This window comes from Nitrosomonas sp. H1_AOB3 (assembly GCF_015709435.1).
In the GTDB taxonomy this organism is placed as follows: domain Bacteria; phylum Pseudomonadota; class Gammaproteobacteria; order Burkholderiales; family Nitrosomonadaceae; genus Nitrosomonas; species Nitrosomonas europaea.
Genome location: NZ_CP054389.1, coordinates 1,179,295 through 1,198,179, shown reverse-complemented (window position 1 = coordinate 1,198,179; position 18,885 = coordinate 1,179,295). Strand labels below are relative to the sequence as shown.

Sequence of the window (18,885 nt, the reverse complement as noted above, 5' to 3'; positions counted from 1 at the left end):
TGCCTCATAGGGTGCAGCAGGTACAATCAATGTATGATCATTGGTCGAAGTGGTAGTGTTTCATCCCTTCGAGTATGCCCAGTGCATAGGTGTTTTTTGCAAAATAGATCTGTTCCCGGTCGCGCAGTGATTCCAGCTCAGGGCTGTGATTTCCTACTACCACTCCCAGAGTGTCGCCTACCAGCATTTCTTCATCATTACCCGAATCCCCGGCGATCAGAAAACTTTGCAGCGGCAGTCCCCATTTATAAGCGAGATAACGTACTGCCAGCCCTTTGGAAGCGCGCACCGGCAGCACATCCAGAAATGCTTCATGTGAGTAGATCAGTTTTGCATGCAGATTCTGTTTGTGCAGATGCTGATAAAGCTGTTTGAGTGGGGGCATTCGTTCAGGTGTGACCAGATAACTCAGCTTGAATTCACGTTGATTTTCCGGGGCCTGGAGTGCCAGTCCGGGTATTTCTTTCAGTGCTTCAGCCAGCGCTTCCCGTCGCCACCGGTGGCGGATGTGATTACTCCAGCCTTTATCCGGTCGCAGTGATGGCCAGTAGTTGATTTCGCTGCCGACCGAGGTGATCAGGATATCGGGCATCGGTACGCGCCATTTTTTAAGGATTCTGACTGCACTTTCGACGGTTCTTCCGGTGGCAATACCGAATGAGATATTTCCGGCATGCATGCGCAACCATTGCAGAAATTCAGCCAGTCCCTGTTCATCTCCAAGCAGGGTATTGTCGATGTCGCTGATGATCACTTTACGCGCCAGCGGCATGGGTGACCGGCCTGCATGCAGAGTGGCTGCGAGCTGACGGCGCAGACGTTTGCGTTCCCGGTAGAGCAGCTTGTCGGCTTCCCTGAGGTATTTGCTGACATGTGCATCCCAGGTGTAATGGCGCCTGACGCTGGCAATTCCGTTTCTGGACCAGTTACGCCAGCGTTTTCTGTCGGACAAAGCATCCTTCAGAGCGCTGGCGATATCGGAAGGGTTCAGCGTATTGACAAGCAATCCATTGCGGCAATTGGTGATGATGTCACGCGGACCGCCATCTTCCGGGGCAATGATCGGCAGGCCACTGGCGGCGGCTTCGATCAGGGTGAGTCCGAAGGGTTCGGTCAGGGCCGAGTTGACGAATATGCCGCGCCTGCGTACCGCCAGGCGATACACTTCCGGTACATCTTCCACCATGAAATGTTTGGGAATCGCTATTTTTCCCCACAGATCATAGCGGTCGATATCGAGCAGTACATCGTTCATGACCTTGCGCTGCGATTCTTCCATCGCACGGATATCTTCGCGTGAGCCGGCGATGATCACCAGGTTGGCCATATCCTGCAGTGACGGGTCCGAGCCGTATGCCTGAATCAGTCCATGAAGATTTTTGCGTGTGTCGGGCCGGCAGATGGTGAGAATCACCGGTTTCTCCGGTGTATTCAGGAATCGGTCGATACCGGCCTGTATCGCCGGATCGAGAGGTTTACGTCCAGGGGGCGAGAAGCGCGAGGTATCGGTCCCTGGCGGAATGACCTGACAGCGGCGCGGATCGGTATTTTTATACATACCGTACTGATCTTCGATTTCCTGCGAGGTACTGGTGATGATCAGTGAGGCATGCACCAGTACCTCTTCTTCTGCAGCGATTCGCCGGGACAGGTTGAACTGTCGTTCGATGGCCTGTTCCTTGCGGCCGGAAGCAAGCAGGCGCGCCCGTTTGGGACGGCCGAGCGAGTGGCCGGTATGTATCTGCGGAATACCCAGCAGGTTGGACAGATGCTGGCCGACGTAACCGGCATCGGCATAGTGGGTATGGATCAGATCGGGCAGGCGCCCCTGCTGGCGCAGATAGTGCAAACAGCGATCCACCATCTGATCCAGATGTGGCCACAACAGCTCCTTGCGCAGATATTTACGAGGGCCGCAGGGTAACCGGACGATACGGGCATTTGGCCCGAGTTCTTCGATTTCAGCTGCATAATCGGGTGAGATGTTGGGATCCTCGATCTGGCGGGTCAGCAGATCGATCTGGGCGATATGACTGTTGCGGCCCAGTGCACGTGCCAGTTCAACGACATAGGTGATCTGTCCGCCCGTATCCGCATCACGTCCCAGTTCCATGTCATGCCCGCGGACCAGGCCATGTACGCTCATCATCAAAATATAAAGTTTCTGATCTGTCATCGTTCGGCAGTCAATTGATCATCCCCCAGTCTTTGAGGAAGGGAGAATAAAATTCAGAGGATTCGGGAATGGCGCCACGAATACCGCACAGTGCTGCGGCAAACCGGTTGGCGCGCTCCAGTGTCAATGTCTCCGGCCAGCCCAGCAGCATGCCGAGAATGAATACGGCGGAAAATCCGTCTCCGGCACCAACGGTATCGATGATGGTGATATCGGTGATACCGGGTGTTTCAGCTTCATTGCCGGACTGGTCGAGTAGCCATGCACCCTCGGCGCCACAGGTCACCAGCAGGGTGTGCAGTTGAAATTCTTCTATCAGGCGCGATGCAGTATCACGGGGGTCACGGGTGTGTAAATTCAGTAAACCGGGTAACTCGATCAACTCATCCTCATTGACTTTTACGTGATCGGCCCGGGTAAGCGAATAGCGTACGGTGTCCCGTGTGTACCAGGGTTTTCTCAGATTGATGTCCAGCAGGCGCGGGGTCTGTGGTGTATACCGGAATATCGTTTCCAGGGCGCTGCCGGACAAACGGCTGCGTTGTGCCAGTGTTCCGAAATACACCAGATCAGGTTCTATGGACGAAGCAGCGGTAGCAGCCGTCACCGGATCGATGAAGTCGTAGGCCTGGTTTTCGAGAATTTCAAACTGGTGTCCGTACCCGTTTTCACCGGGTTTGATCAATACCTGGCCGGTTGGATAGTGTGGATCACTTTGAATGCCGGAGATAGTCATACCGGCATTACGCATCAGTCTGATCAGTTTCCGGTGGAGCTCATCGGTACCGGTACGTGTAATCAGCATGGGGTGCAGACCGAATGCCTGAAGATGGCAGCTTACATTCAGGGGAGCGCCCCCCATTACCGGGCCGTCAGGGAAAATATCGGCTAGTGCTTCGCCGAACAGAATGACATTTCGTTTTGTGAGCGTACTGTAAGAATCGGTAGACATGGTTACAGAGGTTCCTGCCGGTCATTGCTATTCATTGCATGGAGTGTCATGGTAGCCGTCCGTATGAAGAAGGACCCGGGCGGTTGCAGAAAACGGGCAGAAAACAAGCGCCGGAAATTGCATTTCCGGCCGGGTGTTTTTTTATTCTGGCATGGATGGCGGATATGTGCAAAGAACTGTCAGAAAAAGTGCACTTCCGGGAAGAAGGTAAAACTGATGATTTCACATGGCCGGCATGCTGTTTTTATTTCACTGCAATCGGCTGCGGGCAAAGATCATGGCGATCGGCAGCATGGTAAAAGCAATGACTGCCAGAGGCCAGAGATTGGCAAGAACATCCCGGGGTGGAAGTGCTTTGAGAAAACAGCCTTCGATAATGATCAGAAAATGGGTGAGCGGAATGGCCTGGGCCAGCCATTGCAGCAGCAGCGGCATATTTTCCACCGGGGTGGCAAAGCCTGATATCAGCACAGTCGGTACACCGATGACAAATCCGCCCAGGATGGCCTGCTGCTGAGTCATGCTGATGGCGGAAATCACCAGGCCGATACCCACTGCCGATAGAATGAATAACACAAGCCCGATCAGCAGCAATCCGAATGAGCCTGTGAACGGGATCCGGAAAAACCAGATTGCCAGGGTAATCATCAGTAAAGCGAGCAGTGTACTGATCGTCAGTGCCGGCAATGATTTGGACAGGATGATCTCGAGCGTCGAAGCAGGTGATACCAGCAGCTGATCGAAAGTACCCAATTCACGTTCCCGGGCAATGGACAGCGCGGTGATCATGAGTGCGCTGAAAAAGGCGAGTGTGCCGGTCAGGCCGGGGACCATGAACCAGAGATAAACCAGATTGGGATTGAACCAGTGGCGCACGGTTACCGATGTTTCCGGTATCGGCGCGGTATCTGCCGTAAAGCGGATATCTCTGGCGATGGAGGACAGATAACCCACAACGATCTGGCCGGAATTACTGCGCCGACCATCGACCAGTACCTGTGCGTGGCCGCTCCCGCTGACTGCAACGGTGCGGGAAAAATCAGCAGGAATGGCAATCGCGGCAATTACCTTGCCCTCTGCCAGCTGTTCGCGCAATGCGGTATTGCTGTGGACATGGTGTACCTGCGCAATGAAGCGGGCGGCTTCCAGATGCCATACGAGTTCCTGCGCTGCACGCCCGGTATCCTGGTTGTATACGGCAATATCGAGATTGCGTACCTCCAGGGTGGCAGCGTAGGAGAATATCAGGAGCTGCATCAGCGGGGGAACGAACACCACGACCCGGTTGCGCGGATCACGCAGAATACAGAGCAGCTCTTTGATGAACTGAGCGCGCAGGCGGATGAGCATGGTCCGGAAATCATGATAAGACATCGTTCATCACTCCAGACTTTTGCGTGTATAACGCTGCGCAATCAGAAAAAATATCAGGCCGATCGTTGCCATACCCAGCAGATCGGGCAGGAAAACGCTCCAGACATCTCCCGCCAGGAATATCGTTTTCAGCGAAGAGACGAAATAACGCGCCGGAATCAGCCAGGTGATCGCCCGGATGGGCGCGGGCATGGCATCGATTTCGAACAGGAAGCCCGATAGCATGAACGCGGGCAGATAGCCGGAAAACAAAGCCAGCTGTGAGGCGAGGAACTGGTTGCGTGCCAGTGATGAAATCAGCAGCCCCTGGCCCAGTGCCGGCATCATGAATACCGCGGAAAGCACCAGCAGCGCGAACAGTGAACCGCGTAACGGCACATCGAACAGGAACACGGCCAGCGCTGCCGCGATCAGGGTGGACAGCATCCCCAGCACGAAATACGGCAGCAGCTTGCCGGCCAGAATCTCCAGTACCGATGCCGGCGTGGACAGAATCGCTTCCATAGTGCCGCGTTCCCATTCACGCGCCACGACCAGTGCAGTCAGCAAGGTGCCGATAATGGTCATAATGATGGCAATGGCGCCTGGTACCAGCGCACGTCGACTGGCCAGCTCGGGGTTGAACCAGTAACGCGGTTCCAGCTGGACAGCCGGCATCGGCATGGTTTCAGTGAGACTGGCCATCCAGGTCTGCACGACGCCTTGGGCATAGTTGGCTACGAAATTGGCCGTGTTGGGTTGCGAACCATCGGTGATGATCTGTACCAGCGGACTGCCCGTATCTGCGAAGTGGCGTTCAAAATTCTGCGGGATCACTACATAACCGCGCAGCTCGCCGGCAATGAGTTTCCCGGCGACTTCGCGACGATCGTAGGCAAAAGTTACGTCCAGATAGTGCGTGCCGGAAAAAGCATCCGCCAGTGTTCGGGCTGTTGCTCCGGGGGATTCCAGAACGACACCGATGCGCACGTGGCGTACATCCAGCGATACGGCGTAGGCAAACAGGAACAGCAGAATCAGCGGCAGAACCAGAGCAATCAGCAGTGTGGACGGATCCCGCATTGCCTGCAGGCTTTCCTTGCGTACCAGTGCGACGAAGCGTGCCGGATCAAAGTGGCGCACGACGATACTTTTTTCCTGACCGGATACGCTTTTCATATTTTTACTTCATCGGTGAGTGCTGAAGTTTCCACCAGATGAATGAAGGCATCTTCCATGGTCGGATCCGGTCGATCAGCGCTGGCTGCATCACGCTTGAGTACGTCGGGGGTATCCAGGGCAATCAGACGGGCACGGTAAAGCATCGCCACGCGGTCACAATACTCGGCTTCATCCATGAAGTGAGTCGTGACCATGATCGTCACACCCTTGCGCGCCAGGCCGTTGATATGTGTCCAGAATTCGCGCCGAGTGATCGGATCGACACCCGAGGTCGGCTCATCCAGAAACAGCACCGGGGGATGGTGCATCAGCGCACAAGCCAGTGCCAGACGCTGTTTATGCCCCAGCGGCAGAGAATCGGGTGCGGCGGACAGCCAGTCATGCAGATCAAAAATTCTGATCATCTCTTCGATGCGTTCGCGCTGCGTGGTGCTGTCCAGCCCGTAGACACCGGCTGAGAATTCCAGGTTCTGACGTACCGAGAGCAGGCCGTAGAGAGAAAACTTCTGTGCCATGTAACCCAGTTGTGCTTTCGCGATACCGGGCGCCCGGCGCAAATCCAGGCCGACTACGTGCGCTTCACCGCCGGTAGGTTTGAGTAACCCGCACAACATTTTGAAAGTGGTCGATTTGCCGGCGCCATTAGGGCCGAGTAATCCGAAAATTTCACCTTTATGCACCTTGAAACTGACATTATCGGTCGCAATGAAATCACCGAAACGTTTGGTCAGGTTGTGGCAGGAAACCGCGATATCCGAAGTCAGTTCAACGGGCGACAGACGCTCAGCCAGTGCCGATGTACCACCCGGGCCACCGCCCAGCAGATCGATGAAGGCATCTTCGAAACGGGCCGGGACCGGTGTTAGACGCGCGCCAACCCTGCCGGCAAGTGCCTGGATTTGCTCCGGCCCCGCACCGGCACGTAATACGACACGTACCCCGGCACCCTGAATCACGCCATCGCCGATCGTATCCAGGTCCAGTGCTTCAGCCAGCACCGCCCGGCGCTGGGCACCGACAGCTTCCAGCCGGAAGCTGCGGCCCTTGAGGCGTCCGGTCAGTTCACCAGGTGGACCGGCAAAAGCGAGCCGGCCTTCGTTGAACAACAGTACGCTGTCGCAACGTTCGGCTTCATCGAGATAAGCAGTAGACCAGACGACAGCCATGCCTTCGCCCGTCAATGCCTGCACCATGCGCCACAGATCCTGACGGCTGACCGGATCGACACCAACACTCGGCTCATCCAGCAGCAGCACCCTGGGTCGCGCCATCAGGGCGCAGGCCAGGCCCAGTTTCTGCTTCATGCCGCCGGAGAGTTTTCCGGCCAGGCGTCCGGTGAAAGGTGCAAGGCGGGTGAAATCGAGTAGTTTGGTAAACAGATCAGTATGCCGGCCGGCATCCATGCCGCGCAGTTGTGCATACAGATGCATGTTTTCCATCACGGTCAGATCTTCATATAAACCGAAGCGCTGAGGCATATAGCCGCTTACCACGTGAATGGCATCGTTATCTGCTACCACATCGAATCCGGCCAGGGTGGCGTGGCCGGTATCCGGCACCAGCAGGCCGGTCAGGATACGCATCAGGGTAGTCTTGCCGGCACCGTCCGGGCCGACCAGACCGGTCAGGCGGCCGTAATGAATCTCTGCGCTGAGGTCGCGCAGGGCATACACATTGCCGAAATGCTTGTCGACATGGTCGATGATAATGGCGGTATCGTCATGCTCAGCAGCTGAAGAGGGCGGCAAAGCAGCCACGGGATACATATTACAAATCCTTGGCGGACAGGTTGGCAGCCGGCCGGGTATCGACTTCGATCGTTATCGGCATGCCCTGTCGCAATGCGGCGTCGGCATCACTCACTACGATCCGCAGGCGATAAACCAGGTCGGTGCGCAGATCGGTGGTTTCTACTGTTTTGGGCGTAAATTCGGCGCGTGGCGAGATGAAGCCGATCTGGCCATGGTAGATCTTTTTTGAGGAATCACTGCGCACCTGTACCGGCGTTCCGGGGGCAATGCGACCCAAAGCCGTTTCACCGATGTAAGCGCGCACATACACCGGCTTGTCGAGGCTCAGATTGTAGACGGCACTCTGACTGACGACCATGCTGCCCGGTTCACGGATCCGGGCGATGACGGTACCATCGCTCGGTGCAAACAGTTCGGTATCGGCCAGCGCGGTAGCCGCCTGATCCCGCGTGGCCATTGCAGCCGCCAGCTGTGCTTCAGCCGCAGCGATATCTTCTTTGCGGAATCCCTCCCTGGCCTGGGATAAAGCCGCTTTGGCCGCCTTGACACCGGCAATGGCCTGATCCCGTGCAGCACGTGCATTGTCCACATCCTGCTGACTGCTTGCTTTCGAAGGAAGCAATCTACTCAGACGCACGTAGTCACGCTCGGCCCGGCGCGCCACCGCCTGTGCCTGGTTGAGTGCTTCCTGTGCCTGAATGATTTCCTGCGGGCGCAAACCGCGGCGCATCTTGGCCAGCTCCGCCTGTGCCACCCGCACGGATGCTTCTGCTGCCGCAAACGCCTCCTGATACGGCTGAGCATCGAGCGTTGCCATGCGTGTACCGGCTACCACGGCATCTCCCTCATCGAACATCATCTGCGCCACTCGCCCCGGCTGACGGAAGGCTAACTGTACTTCCCGGATATCGACGTTCCCGTACAGATATAGCAGGCTTTCATCCTGCTCCGTATGCAGTACCCATGAAAATACAGCGCTCCCCGCAGCGAGAAGGATGACTGTGATGATCAGAATACGTTTTACAGTACGGGATAAACTGCCCATCTTTATGTCCGGCCTCGGTAATCAGGTATTCCACTGGAAAATACTCTATTACCTGCCCGACTGCAAAGATGCTTTGCTGCAGAAGCTGGATAAGGATAGGGCCGAATTGTCGGAGTGCTTTTATGTGGATAAAAATGGATATTTGTTGGAGCTGAAGCGGGATGTTGAATTTAGATAAACTAAGTCAATTAAACTAAGTTGAATTGGAAAAATAGGATGCGGACGTACAACATTCATGATGCTAAAACTCAGCTGTCCCGGTTGGTGGAGCAAGCTGCCAAAGGCGAGCCATTTATCATTGCCAAGGCTGGCTATCCGGGTCCAGTACAACTTGTCTATATAGTGTAGTCACAAGATATCAGCCCAGAGGGCGATACATCTAATTTGCACGACAGCAAGGAAAGAAGAGGTGTTTTTGGCGTATCTTGTAGCGATGCCACGCCATCTTTTGAGATGAAGAAAAGCATTTTCGACGAGATGCCTCAGCTTATACAGTTCTTTATCGTAAGGTCTTTGTATTTTTCGATTCTTTTTTGGCGGGATAACAGCTTCCATTCCCTGTTTTTCCGCCTGTTCAACAATGGCATTACTGTCATAGCCACGATCTGCCAGCAGATGATCTGCATCAATCCCTTCGATCAGGCGGCCAGCCTGCGTGCAATCAGCAGTGGTACCTTGTGTAACAAGGATTCTGACCGGCATACCATGCGCATCCACGGCCAGATGTATCTTGGTGTTGAGCCCCTTTGTCCGATTCATATCCTGATTACCTCCTCTGGCTCCACTGGCGTGTGGATGAACTTTACAGTGACTGGCATCCATTATCAGCCATTCATAATCTGGATCATCAATCAGGATTTCCAGCAATTTTTCCCAGATACCTTTGTCACGCCAGCGAATGAAACGGCGATGAGTATTGCTCCAACCCCCGTAGTCCGGCGGTAAGTCCCTCCATGGGGCTCCTGTCCGTATAATCCAGAAAACAGCATTGATAAACTGACGATTATCTGTGGCTACCCCTCCCCATGCCCCTTCTCGGCCTGGCAAATGCCCCTCAAGTAGCGACCATATCCTATCTGAAATATCATGCCTGCGATGTGAATGTGTCATGCGAGCCCCTTTAATTTCTTAAAAGAATCTCATATTTCTTATCTCATGACTACACTATCTAGTCAAACATAGAAGATCTGCCATTGAAAACCTACAGTTCATTCTGGATGTGTTTATACCCTTGTACCAGAGTGTTGTTGGTTCTGGCTACATCTTCCGAAAATTCTGAAGCTTTGGGTGATACTTTCGGAATGGTGGATAAATCAGTGCGCGGCCCGATCCTCTGGGTGGAGGGAACATAAAAACCGGGTGGCAGATCACAACCATCAACGACCGCGTTATGTCGAACGACACAACCTTCACCGATCGTGCAGTTGAACAGCACGCTGTTGAACCCGATGAATACATCCGGGCCGACGGTGCACGGGCCGTGCACGATCGCCCGGTGAGCGATCGAGGTACGTTCTCCGATCGTCACTGCAGCACCTGATTTGGAGTGAATGACCACGCCATCCTGTATATTGGAATGTGCACCCACGGTGATGGGTTCCATGTGTCCGGTTTCATCCACTTCATCTGCCCGGATGACGGCGTAAGGGCCGATAAATACATTCTCATGCACTACGATACGTCCGCAGAGGATGGCGGTTGGATCGACAAAAGCGCTTTCATGGACGATCGGCTGATCACCCCTGGGGTTTTTCCTGATCATGATAATTTCTGAATAGGGTTATAAATAGTGATGAATATTTACGACTGCGGTATCAAAACCATGGATGGGCAGGACAAATTGCTCGGCGATTATAAGGGTAAAGTTCTGCTGATTGTGAATACTGCCAGCAAATGCGGGTTTACACCGCAGTATCAGGGCCTGGAGGATCTGTACCGTCGCTACAAGGACCGGGGATTTGTCGTACTCGCTTTTCCCTGTAACCAGTTTGGCCACCAGGAACCCGGCAGTGAGTCCGAGATTCAGCAATTTTGTACCACCCGCTATGACGTCAGCTTTCCGGTATTCGCAAAAATCGAAGTGAATGGCGCCAATACCCATCCGCTCTATCGATATCTGAAGAATGAGAAATCTGGTGTACTGGGCACTAAAGCAATCAAATGGAATTTCACCAAATTCCTGGTAGACCGATCCGGCCACGTGGTCAGGCGTTATGCACCTGCCGATAAACCGGAATCACTGACCGGAGATATCGAACAACTGCTTTGAGCAGGTGTTGCAAAGCACAAGAGTGTGTGCATTTCAGTTGTTAATGATAATTATTATTGTTATCTTGTATGATATTGGCACGTAAATGACAACTGTTAAATTGTACGAGTGGCATCATGAAACAATATTCAGGGACACAACCGGGATCGAGGTTATTTTTCATACCGTGGCGCACAGCCTGCTCAGGCTCAATGTTTATGCTGGTTTTTTTCATGGCCAGTCAAATTTGTTATGCACAATCCGCCACACCGGGGGCAACATTACTGAAGCCGATCGTCATTACTGCCCCACGTGAGGAAGATTCATTTTCTTCTCGTACCAAACTTGAATCACTGCCGGGCGGGACTTCATACATCGCTGCGGAAGAGATGCCGGGTGCGGCAAATCTGACGGCGTCGAAGGCATTTTTTGGAACGCCTGGCCTGATCGTGCAGGATTTTTTCGGAGGGAATGATCAGCCCCGTATCCAGATTCGCGGTTCGGGCCTGCAGCAGAATCCGGTAGAGCGGGGGATTCTGGTACTGCAAAACGGTCTTCCTATCAACCGTGCTGATGGATCCTATATCGTTGGTTTCATCAATCCCCGCCAGGCAGAGGCGATCGAAGTCTATCGGGGCTATATGGCAAACCGGCTGAGTGCAAATGTACTGGGCGGAGCATTAAATTTCATTTCCCCGTCAGGCATTACTTCACCGAATACCCGGATGATGATCAGTGGAGGCAGCTTCGGGCAATTGAATCTTTCCGGTCAGGCAGGCGCTACTTCAGGGGATTTCGATGGTCTGATCCAGGCCGATTTCAACCGACGGGATGGCTATCGCGACTACAATGATTCCAGACGTTTCAGTGTCAGCGGGAATGCTGGCTGGCATCTTTCCGAGGATGTTACGACTCGGCTGTTCGCGAGTTATACCGACCTCGGTTTCGATGTGGCCGGACCACTTTCGAAGGATCAATTGAAAAGCAGCCCCAGAAGTGTTTCTGCCGGTCCCGTCGTCACACCTGCCGGTGCAATCTACCCCGGGCCAAACGTCATTCGCGACCAGCCTGAGCGAACAGCCAGTCAGTTCCTGGTCGGATCGAGGACCACACTTCAGTTCGATAAACATATTCTGGACCTTGCCCTGGGATTTACCCATACGGATGATACATTCCGCTTTCCGGTTTCATCCGGGATACGTGAAACCCGCGGCAGTGATCTGACGGGTGTCATCCGGTATACCATCGAATCGACAGATAAAAATGCACTGCCGATATTTGAATCGGCGGCGTACTACACGGCAGGATGGGCCGATCGGAAAAATTATCTGAATCGATCCGGTACGAAAGGGGAACATTTCGGTTCAAACAAGCTCGATGCAACAACATTGTCGCTGCATGCCAACCTCAATATTCCGATTCATCGGAATCTGACGCTGACCCCTGCCATTTCGTATTCTCGTGCAACCCGCGATAACAAAGATATCTATGATTCGCCTACCCGGCCAACATTGGCTTACCGGCCCAATGATCCGACCCAGTTGCTTCCGGCTGGTGCGGTTCCCTACGATAGTACGCGCTACAAACGATCGTTCGACAGTTGGAACCCGAGCCTGGCGATGACTTTCCGCCCGGTTGCCGGCCAGACTCTGTTTACCGCGATCAGCCGGAGCTTCGAACCACCTACCCATGATGACCTGCTGGCAACCGTGAACGGCACACCCAACAGCAGTGCGGGACGTCCCAATCCGGCCAATTCCGCATTACCGGCCGCTGTATTCGTAACGCCCGATCTGAAAGCCCAGACAGCAATGACGCTTGAAGGGGGATGGCGCGGAAACCACGGTATTCTCACCTGGGATGCTGTGGCCTATTATGCGTGGATCGATAATGAGCTTCTGAGTTTGCGGGATGAGTCCGGTGTATCACTCGGTTCTGTCAATGCCGATAAAACCACACACCTTGGAATTGAACTCGGCCTGAAAGCACAATTGACCGAGCACCTGCTTGCCCGGATAGCCTATACCTATCAGGATTTCCGCTTCGATAACGATCCGGTGAGAAACAACAATCGGCTGGCGGGTGCGCCTCCTCATTTCATTCAGACACAGCTGCAGGCACGGATCATCGGGAATCTGGTGATGCAGGCTGCCGTAAAATGGGTGCCTGCCAGAATCCCGGTCGATAATATGAATACTCTGTATGTCGATCCCTACGCCATCCTTGATCTTCGCGCCGAATACAGATTCAATCGCAACTTCACCGTTTTCGGTGAAACGACCAATCTGTTCAACAAGACCTATGCTTCATCGTCACTGGTCGTCGATCAGGCAAGAAGCGACCAGGCCGTATTTCTTCCCGGAGATGGACGGGCCTTTTTTGCCGGAATCAAGGCGACATTCTGAAAAATTAATATGCATGAATCATTTTCAGCAATTCTCCTGTTCCATAGCAGCAACGGACTGGAATTTCCACTGATGGCCATTCCTGGCGAAAGAATGCAATCTGGTAAGTCACGTACCTTATGACTCTTTGCTGCGGGTGTTACCTCATCGATGTTCACGGTCGAGCTGGCCTCGTGGATCAACCTGTACAGTGACGTGGTCGATGGCGTAGCGTGCCTTCAACCAGGCCGAGACGACAGGCGGCAATATTAAGGGGTCAACACCCTCGGCTGGACTGACGTGTACTGTTGCCACGGCACTCTCATCTGCCAGGATCCAGGCATGGAAGTGCCCGGCGTCATCTATTTCAGGCAACTCTGCCAGGCCGCGTTCGGCCGCTACTGCGTCAACCCCCTGGGGGACTGCCTGCAATAATACGCGAATCGAATCGGCTATCAGCTTCCAGGCCGAGCGAACCACCAACGCAGCGACGAGTACCGACAGCAGGGAGTCCAGAATGACCCAACCGGTGAACATGATGCCGATCGCGGCGCCAATCGTTCCCACTGATCCGAGCAGATCACCCATCATATGCAGCAGGGCTCCACGTAAGTTGCTGTCGCTCCTGTTTCCTGACCACAGAATCCAGGTACCCGCGAGATTCACCAGCAGACCGATGATTGCGACGATCAGCATGGGCCCGGCCAAGACCTCAGTCGGCGAATTGATGCGCTGTATGGCCTCCCAGGTGATCCAGGCTACCAGCAGGAGCAGCATTGCGCCATTGGCTAACGCAGCCAGCACGCGAACACGGTGGAACCCATATGTCCGCGTTTCATCGGCAGGCTGACGTGCAATACGGTAAGCCACCAGTGCCAGCAGCAGCGCCGCGGCATCTGAAACCATGTGGCCGGAATCAGCGATCAATGCCAGTGAACCTGACAACCAGCCACCGACAGCCTGAATCAGCGCATAACCTGCAGTGAAAATGAAGACGAAGCGGATGCGACGTTCGTTGTTCGCTGTGACGATATGATTATGCTCATGGCCATCATCATGCTCGTGATGATTGTCGTAGCCATGATCGTGGGCATTACTGTGGTAATGAGGTATGTTCTTGGAATTTTCGGAACCTGTTTGCGGCGTTGTATTAGCCATGACTACCTTTCCTATGTTGGTATTGAAGTCAATTTCTGGCACAGCATCACAGCAATTTGCAACCCTCTATCAGTAATTTTGTTTCTTCAGGATTCTGTAATAGATCGCCATAATATCGGACGCATATTGGGGCACTGGTTTTGCAGATGAACTGCAGCGTTGAGCTCATTCAGCCATTCACTGCCTCACTCGCCTTGCATCCCATCTGCAAAATACAGTGTGCGGCCATACGGGACTTAATCAGAGGTTCCTTGACAGTAGAAAACTAATTCACTATTCGCCTGAGGTTATATAAGAAGATCGCAGATGCGCCCAGTACCAGCATCGGCCAGTACGGGACAAAAGGCTCATACCATTTCGTACCGATGGTGACGGGTATATCCAGATGGAACTCAGACTGGTATTCATCCGTGCCGGAGAGCTGAAGCACGTATTCCCCTGGTTCATCGATACGAACTTCCTGCGAAATAATGCCTGACTGATAATTTCTGGCGGGAATCGACAAGAGCGGTTCCATTATTCTTTCACCATTCTTTCTGGCCAGACTGACTGCTACCGGCTGTTCCCGTATGGAGGCCGGATACAGCAGATCGACAGTGATACTGAGCAGGCCGGGGCCCGGTACTTTGTCACACAAAACAGGGACGACAGATAGGGCGCTCATTGAATCATCCGGTATTTCATAATCGACAGGGATGAAATAAGCGGAGTACCCGACCAGCAGCGTGTCGGATTCGATCGTGCAGGTACCACCGCGAAAACCCTTGGGATAAGTGTCCGACATACTCCCTTGTGAATTAACATGGAACTGCATCCCGATCAGCACGATACCGGTCAGTATGCAAAGGGCAATAAAAAGGCGCTGAATATTGATCGATAAGTTTTGCCAGATTGTGATCATGTTGCCTCCTCGGAACTGTTTCAGATGATTCACACGAAAGTAAGCCGGATTGGCCTACTTAGCTTTTGATACTTAGTGATACTTGGCCAGGAAGTACAGATTGACTGAGCGTTACATAGAAAATCTGGTGCAGTCGTCATCAGATCTCCGTAATAAATAAGTTACAGGAAGGAATTTCATATATTCGTACCTGATATTCAGGATTATTCGGCATTTTTTCTATGAGTAGACTGATCAGTCTACTTGTGGAAAAGAATATACCTGAAATAGTGGGATGACAAGATTGGATAAATGAATGTCTGATCCTGGGTTGTTTGAATATTTTCTTATTTTTCTTATTCATAAGATTGAGGACTGAATCCTGATATCCAGCATTTTTGAGATATTCCCGGGATGGGGAGGTTATAAATACGATACAGGTGTTCCTCTGCAGTACCCGCCTCATAGATCTGGCAAAAGGGGATGAGTGAATCTATACTTATCCGATGACCTGTGAACAGGGGTATCCATATGATCAGACGGACACTTATCCCGTTGGATGGCTCTGAACTGGCGGAGCGAGCCATTCCTCATCTGCTGCGTTTCGTCGAACCGGATCAGACTGAACTGCTGCTGATGGCGGCATTGTCATCCACTTCTTCTTCCTTGTTTGAAGATACCGCCAGATTGCTCATGTCAGGGCAAACGGCTCTGTCGAAGGGACATGAAGCAGGTAAGCGAGTGGATATCGTGGCGCAGCAACTTCGTCAGACCGGTTTCAATGTGGCGAACCGGCTCCTGTCGGGAGCGCCGGCTGCAAGCATTCTGCATCTGGCAGAAGAGGCATATGTTGATCTGATTGCCATGTCAACACATGGCAGAACCGGTCTGGGGCAGGTGCTGCTCGGCAGCGTGGCAGACGAAGTAGTACGTAATGCCCGTCCACCGGTATTTTTAGTGCCTGCCGCAGTGGTGGTGAAACCTGATTCTTTACCTCGTACCATTCTTCTGCCACTCGACGGTACTCCTCTGGCAGAGACGGCCATTCCCGTTGCCAGCCAGTTTGCGCAGAATACGGGAGCAACTATCTATCTGATCCGTGTCGTTGAACCGGGTGATTCCGGGGATGAACTGCAGGATGCGCAAATACTTGCCGGTTCGGATTATGCCGGCGAACAACCCATCATCCGGCAGGCGATCAGCTATCTGGAACGGATACAGTTGCGGTTGCAACTGGCGGGTGTTTCGTCCTGCAGCCGGATTGCAGCCGGCGATCCGGCTGATGTCATTGCTCGCATCGTGCATGCAGAAGATGCCGATCTGATCGTGATGAGTACGCATGGCCGGTCAGGTATGGAGCGTATGGTTCACGGCAGTGTCGTCAGCCGGATCATTGGTAATACGATCTGTCCACTGTTGCTGATGCGTGGAAGGGTACCTGTCGAGGCTTATGAACGTACTGGTAACGAAGTATCGGCGGCTTCTTTCTGCTGATTGTCAGGGTTGAGCAAGTTCTGAATCACCAGGTAGTTGTAACAACCTGTATTTCAAACTGTATTGACCAGCAGGTTGCGGAATTAAAGCAAAGAGTCATGGCAGGGGAACAAAAAGCATTGCTCATCCGCAACTTTGTTATCAGCCGTGAGACGTTATACCAGTATCTGAAAACGGTAGACTGAATATGGTCGTTGCAATGACCATCGCCTGAACTACCATGACGTTCTTAATGGATTCCTTTTGAGAACGATATCTATGTCATTTTTACAGTATTAAGTTTGCATGACTGAAGAAATACCTTTTTGAATTTCACCTCACATGACCTGGATCCTTACCAAATACTTTATAACTGCAGCAGTTGTTGTGATCGTCTCAGAATTTGCAAAACGCAGTGACAAACTCGGAGCCTTGGTCGCTGCACTGCCAATGGTGACGATACTCACGTTGATCTGGCTTCATGTAGAAAATCAGCCGGAAACCAAAGTTGCCAATCATGCGTGGTACACATTCTGGTATGTCGTGCCAACGCTCCCGATGTTCCTGATTTTCCCATTCTTGCTGCAGCACTTCGGATTTTGGCTTGCTCTGACACTCAGTGCTTTCATTACGATCGCCTGTTTCGGAGTTTTTGCCCTCCTGGTCCGCAGGTATGGGATTCATCTCATGTAATACAGATACTTTAGAAAAGCTTCATACTTGTAACAACCTGCAATTCAAACTAGCCGATCTATAATGAATGCTATCCAGGTTGAAGTTCAGGTTGTTACAGGTAGTGTTTCAGAGATGTTGGAGCGTACATCGTAAGGTGTATGAAACAGTAGTGGAATATCCGGAATGGCAGAAGAGTTACCGCAATTTATCGTAGTATCCCAATAGCCCGATATAATCGGGCTATTGAATAATATGGCTTGAAACTGGAAAAATCATGGTTTGGGTAATTGGATTGATCGTGCTGATACTGCTGATCGTATCAGCATGGTTCCGTAAGGTGGCAGTGAGCGTGATCATTGTTACCGGGGTGGTCGGCAGTCTCATTTATGTTCTGAATGAACGTGAGGAAGAGCGCGCTCTTTCCCGTATCCCGCTGGCGGAACTGGATTTTGAAAATGTGGCACTCAAGCCCAGTTACAGTGGATACAAGCTGTCTGGCCGTATCAAAAACAATTCACAGGAATTTACACTCAAGCAGGTCAATCTGCTGATCATCATGCAGGATTGCACCGGTACACCGGATTCTCAGGACTGTGTGACTATCGGGGAAAGTCACGAGAATATGGATCTCAACATTCCACCCGGTCAGGCCCGTGACTTTGAAAAATCCCTGTATTTTCCCGGGGGCAACCTCAAGCTCCTGGGTAAACTGGAGTGGAATTACTCTGTTTCCGGGATAAAGGGTGAATAATCGTTACTGAGCTGAGAACAATGTGTAAGTTTTTCCTTAAAACCACCTGCTTGCTGCAATGATCAGCCAGTAATAAAGGAAAAAGCGGGGAATCCGGAATACCAGTACAGCGGCCAGAACGGTCGTTCCGCGCAGTGCCATCATGCCCGCTGCCCAGCAGGTCACTGAAAATGGGAACGGTGTGATCGACCCGATCGCGATCGCCCAGAATCCGTAACGGTGAATGAATTCCCGCTGATTCTCCTCAAGCTCCCCGAGTATGCGTTTTATGAACCCGAAATGCCCCAGCCAGCGGCCGATTCCCCAGCCGAGCATACCTGCAATACAGGAAACCACCCCGAGTATCGATACATACATGAACCAGTGTTCAGACAGTGAACTTTTGGCAATGACCAGTAGCAGAATATCCGGCGGAAAGGGTGTGATCAACGTATCCGTTACCAGCAGAATCAGGCAAAGACCAAGAAAACCGATTTGATCGACGATCCAGTTCGTTCCTGCTTCCAGCTCCTCTTCGAACAGATAGCCTATTGCAGCCATGGTGAGAACAAATATTGCCAATGCTATGAGGGTTTTAATCAGGTTTTCACTGATCATCGATTCATGTCTCCTGTGCCGGAAATAATATTGACGCAATATACAAAAATGCAGGCAGCTCTGGTGTTCTGATTTTTCCCATAATCGGCATGGATCAATGGGTGGAGCTGTTCATGATACGGCCATGATCGTTGCGTCAGTACCTGATTTTTGGATTACCTGGCCGGACCAGCGGCAGGTTTGACTAACCTCCCGGCTTTACGTATATTTTTTCGAGTAATGAAGATTCACCCACCGAGCAAGTCAGCAATGCGCCAGTC

17 protein-coding genes are annotated in these 18,885 nt (G+C 52.5%); 6 read left to right on the top strand and 11 right to left on the bottom strand.

All coding sequences use genetic code 11. From position 1 onward, the window contains the following. Positions 1–37 precede the first annotated feature (37 nt). From HRU73_RS05675 to hlyD, 6 genes are all read right to left on the bottom strand, one after another. On the bottom strand, positions 38–2,149 hold the full coding sequence (locus HRU73_RS05675) for an HAD-IIB family hydrolase (protein WP_287399821.1): 2,112 nt from the start codon (positions 2,147–2,149) through the stop codon (positions 38–40). A 37-nt stretch (positions 2,150–2,186) separates the two neighbouring features. Continuing rightward, entirely contained in the window at positions 2,187–3,128 is a 942-nt protein-coding gene (locus HRU73_RS05670; protein WP_287399820.1) for a carbohydrate kinase family protein, read from the bottom strand. Positions 3,129–3,377: 249 nt separating this feature from the next. Next, positions 3,378–4,502, bottom strand: a complete 1,125-nt coding sequence (locus tag HRU73_RS05665; protein WP_287399819.1) for an ABC transporter permease — start codon at positions 4,500–4,502, stop codon at positions 3,378–3,380. A 6-nt stretch (positions 4,503–4,508) separates the two neighbouring features. Then, entirely contained in the window at positions 4,509–5,660 is a 1,152-nt protein-coding gene (locus HRU73_RS05660) for an ABC transporter permease (RefSeq protein WP_287399818.1), read from the bottom strand. Next, positions 5,657–7,429, bottom strand: coding sequence for an ATP-binding cassette domain-containing protein (locus HRU73_RS05655; RefSeq protein ID WP_287399816.1), 1,773 nt, complete (start codon positions 7,427–7,429; stop codon positions 5,657–5,659). Before HRU73_RS05655 ends, HRU73_RS05660 begins: the two co-directional genes overlap by 4 nt. A 1-nt stretch (position 7,430) precedes the next feature. Next, a complete protein-coding gene (gene hlyD / locus HRU73_RS05650) occupies positions 7,431–8,459 on the bottom strand; it encodes a secretion protein HlyD (RefSeq protein ID WP_276679129.1) in 1,029 nt (342 codons plus the stop codon). Between the two features lie 216 nt (positions 8,460–8,675). Here hlyD and HRU73_RS05645 point away from each other — a divergent pair, with 216 nt between their 5' ends. Beyond that, the gene (locus HRU73_RS05645) at positions 8,676–8,807 is read left to right on the top strand and encodes a type II toxin-antitoxin system Phd/YefM family antitoxin (RefSeq protein ID WP_287399814.1); all 132 of its coding nucleotides are present in this window, start codon (positions 8,676–8,678) and stop codon (positions 8,805–8,807) included. Here HRU73_RS05645 and HRU73_RS05640 read toward each other — a convergent pair whose 3' ends face one another. Both HRU73_RS05640 and HRU73_RS05635 read right to left on the bottom strand, forming a co-directional pair. Then, complete coding sequence (locus HRU73_RS05640) at positions 8,808–9,569, bottom strand: IS5 family transposase (protein ID WP_287399813.1); 762 nt, start codon at positions 9,567–9,569, stop codon at positions 8,808–8,810. Between the two features lie 91 nt (positions 9,570–9,660). Continuing rightward, complete coding sequence (locus HRU73_RS05635; protein WP_011111795.1) at positions 9,661–10,221, bottom strand: gamma carbonic anhydrase family protein; 561 nt, start codon at positions 10,219–10,221, stop codon at positions 9,661–9,663. A 30-nt stretch (positions 10,222–10,251) separates the two neighbouring features. On the opposite strand from HRU73_RS05635, the gene HRU73_RS05630 reads away from it, so the two are divergent. Together HRU73_RS05630 and HRU73_RS05625 are read left to right on the top strand one after the other, a co-directional pair. Further along, positions 10,252–10,728: a glutathione peroxidase gene (locus tag HRU73_RS05630; protein ID WP_011111794.1), complete on the top strand. Its 477-nt coding sequence runs from the start codon at positions 10,252–10,254 to the stop codon at positions 10,726–10,728. A 212-nt stretch (positions 10,729–10,940) separates the two neighbouring features. Beyond that, the gene (locus HRU73_RS05625) at positions 10,941–13,112 is read left to right on the top strand and encodes a TonB-dependent receptor family protein (protein WP_287399811.1); all 2,172 of its coding nucleotides are present in this window, start codon (positions 10,941–10,943) and stop codon (positions 13,110–13,112) included. A gap of 144 nt (positions 13,113–13,256) precedes the next feature. Here HRU73_RS05625 and HRU73_RS05620 read toward each other — a convergent pair whose 3' ends face one another. Together HRU73_RS05620 and HRU73_RS05615 are read right to left on the bottom strand one after the other, a co-directional pair. After that, positions 13,257–14,249, bottom strand: coding sequence for a cation diffusion facilitator family transporter (locus HRU73_RS05620; protein ID WP_287399809.1), 993 nt, complete (start codon positions 14,247–14,249; stop codon positions 13,257–13,259). A gap of 265 nt (positions 14,250–14,514) precedes the next feature. Continuing rightward, on the bottom strand, positions 14,515–15,150 hold the full coding sequence (locus HRU73_RS05615) for a hypothetical protein (RefSeq protein ID WP_276679136.1): 636 nt from the start codon (positions 15,148–15,150) through the stop codon (positions 14,515–14,517). A 510-nt stretch (positions 15,151–15,660) separates the two neighbouring features. Here HRU73_RS05615 and HRU73_RS05610 point away from each other — a divergent pair. From HRU73_RS05610 to HRU73_RS05595, 3 genes are all read left to right on the top strand, one after another. Beyond that, positions 15,661–16,623 (top strand): universal stress protein, encoded by a 963-nt coding sequence (locus HRU73_RS05610; protein WP_276680044.1) that lies wholly within the window; start codon positions 15,661–15,663, stop codon positions 16,621–16,623. A gap of 321 nt (positions 16,624–16,944) precedes the next feature. Next, a complete protein-coding gene (locus HRU73_RS05600; protein WP_276680045.1) occupies positions 16,945–17,295 on the top strand; it encodes a DUF3147 family protein in 351 nt (116 codons plus the stop codon). 256 nt (positions 17,296–17,551) lie between these two features. Then, complete coding sequence (locus HRU73_RS05595; protein ID WP_281871610.1) at positions 17,552–18,028, top strand: hypothetical protein; 477 nt, start codon at positions 17,552–17,554, stop codon at positions 18,026–18,028. Between the two features lie 36 nt (positions 18,029–18,064). Here the strand turns inward: HRU73_RS05595 and HRU73_RS05590 are convergent, their stop codons facing one another. Next, positions 18,065–18,625, bottom strand: coding sequence for a YqaA family protein (locus HRU73_RS05590; protein ID WP_287399808.1), 561 nt, complete (start codon positions 18,623–18,625; stop codon positions 18,065–18,067). Positions 18,626–18,885 lie beyond the last annotated feature (260 nt).

Excerpts from the sequence above, each read along its gene's own strand:
- HRU73_RS05675 (WP_287399821.1), bottom strand. The coding sequence starts at position 2,149 with ATGATGAGCGTACATGGCCTGGTCCGCGGGCATGACATGGAACTGGGA.
- HRU73_RS05670 (WP_287399820.1), bottom strand. The coding sequence starts at position 3,128 with ATGTCTACCGATTCTTACAGTACGCTCACAAAACGAAATGTCATTCTG.
- HRU73_RS05665 (WP_287399819.1), bottom strand. The coding sequence starts at position 4,502 with ATGTCTTATCATGATTTCCGGACCATGCTCATCCGCCTGCGCGCTCAG.
- HRU73_RS05660 (WP_287399818.1), bottom strand. The coding sequence starts at position 5,660 with ATGAAAAGCGTATCCGGTCAGGAAAAAAGTATCGTCGTGCGCCACTTT.
- HRU73_RS05655 (WP_287399816.1), bottom strand. The coding sequence starts at position 7,429 with ATGTATCCCGTGGCTGCTTTGCCGCCCTCTTCAGCTGCTGAGCATGAC.
- hlyD (WP_276679129.1), bottom strand. The coding sequence starts at position 8,459 with ATGGGCAGTTTATCCCGTACTGTAAAACGTATTCTGATCATCACAGTC.
- HRU73_RS05645 (WP_287399814.1), top strand. The coding sequence starts at position 8,676 with ATGCGGACGTACAACATTCATGATGCTAAAACTCAGCTGTCCCGGTTG.
- HRU73_RS05640 (WP_287399813.1), bottom strand. The coding sequence starts at position 9,569 with ATGACACATTCACATCGCAGGCATGATATTTCAGATAGGATATGGTCG.
- HRU73_RS05635 (WP_011111795.1), bottom strand. The coding sequence starts at position 10,221 with ATGATCAGGAAAAACCCCAGGGGTGATCAGCCGATCGTCCATGAAAGC.
- HRU73_RS05630 (WP_011111794.1), top strand. The coding sequence starts at position 10,252 with ATGAATATTTACGACTGCGGTATCAAAACCATGGATGGGCAGGACAAA.
- HRU73_RS05625 (WP_287399811.1), top strand. The coding sequence starts at position 10,941 with ATGGCCAGTCAAATTTGTTATGCACAATCCGCCACACCGGGGGCAACA.
- HRU73_RS05620 (WP_287399809.1), bottom strand. The coding sequence starts at position 14,249 with ATGGCTAATACAACGCCGCAAACAGGTTCCGAAAATTCCAAGAACATA.
- HRU73_RS05615 (WP_276679136.1), bottom strand. The coding sequence starts at position 15,150 with ATGATCACAATCTGGCAAAACTTATCGATCAATATTCAGCGCCTTTTT.
- HRU73_RS05610 (WP_276680044.1), top strand. The coding sequence starts at position 15,661 with ATGATCAGACGGACACTTATCCCGTTGGATGGCTCTGAACTGGCGGAG.
- HRU73_RS05600 (WP_276680045.1), top strand. The coding sequence starts at position 16,945 with ATGACCTGGATCCTTACCAAATACTTTATAACTGCAGCAGTTGTTGTG.
- HRU73_RS05595 (WP_281871610.1), top strand. The coding sequence starts at position 17,552 with ATGGTTTGGGTAATTGGATTGATCGTGCTGATACTGCTGATCGTATCA.
- HRU73_RS05590 (WP_287399808.1), bottom strand. The coding sequence starts at position 18,625 with ATGATCAGTGAAAACCTGATTAAAACCCTCATAGCATTGGCAATATTT.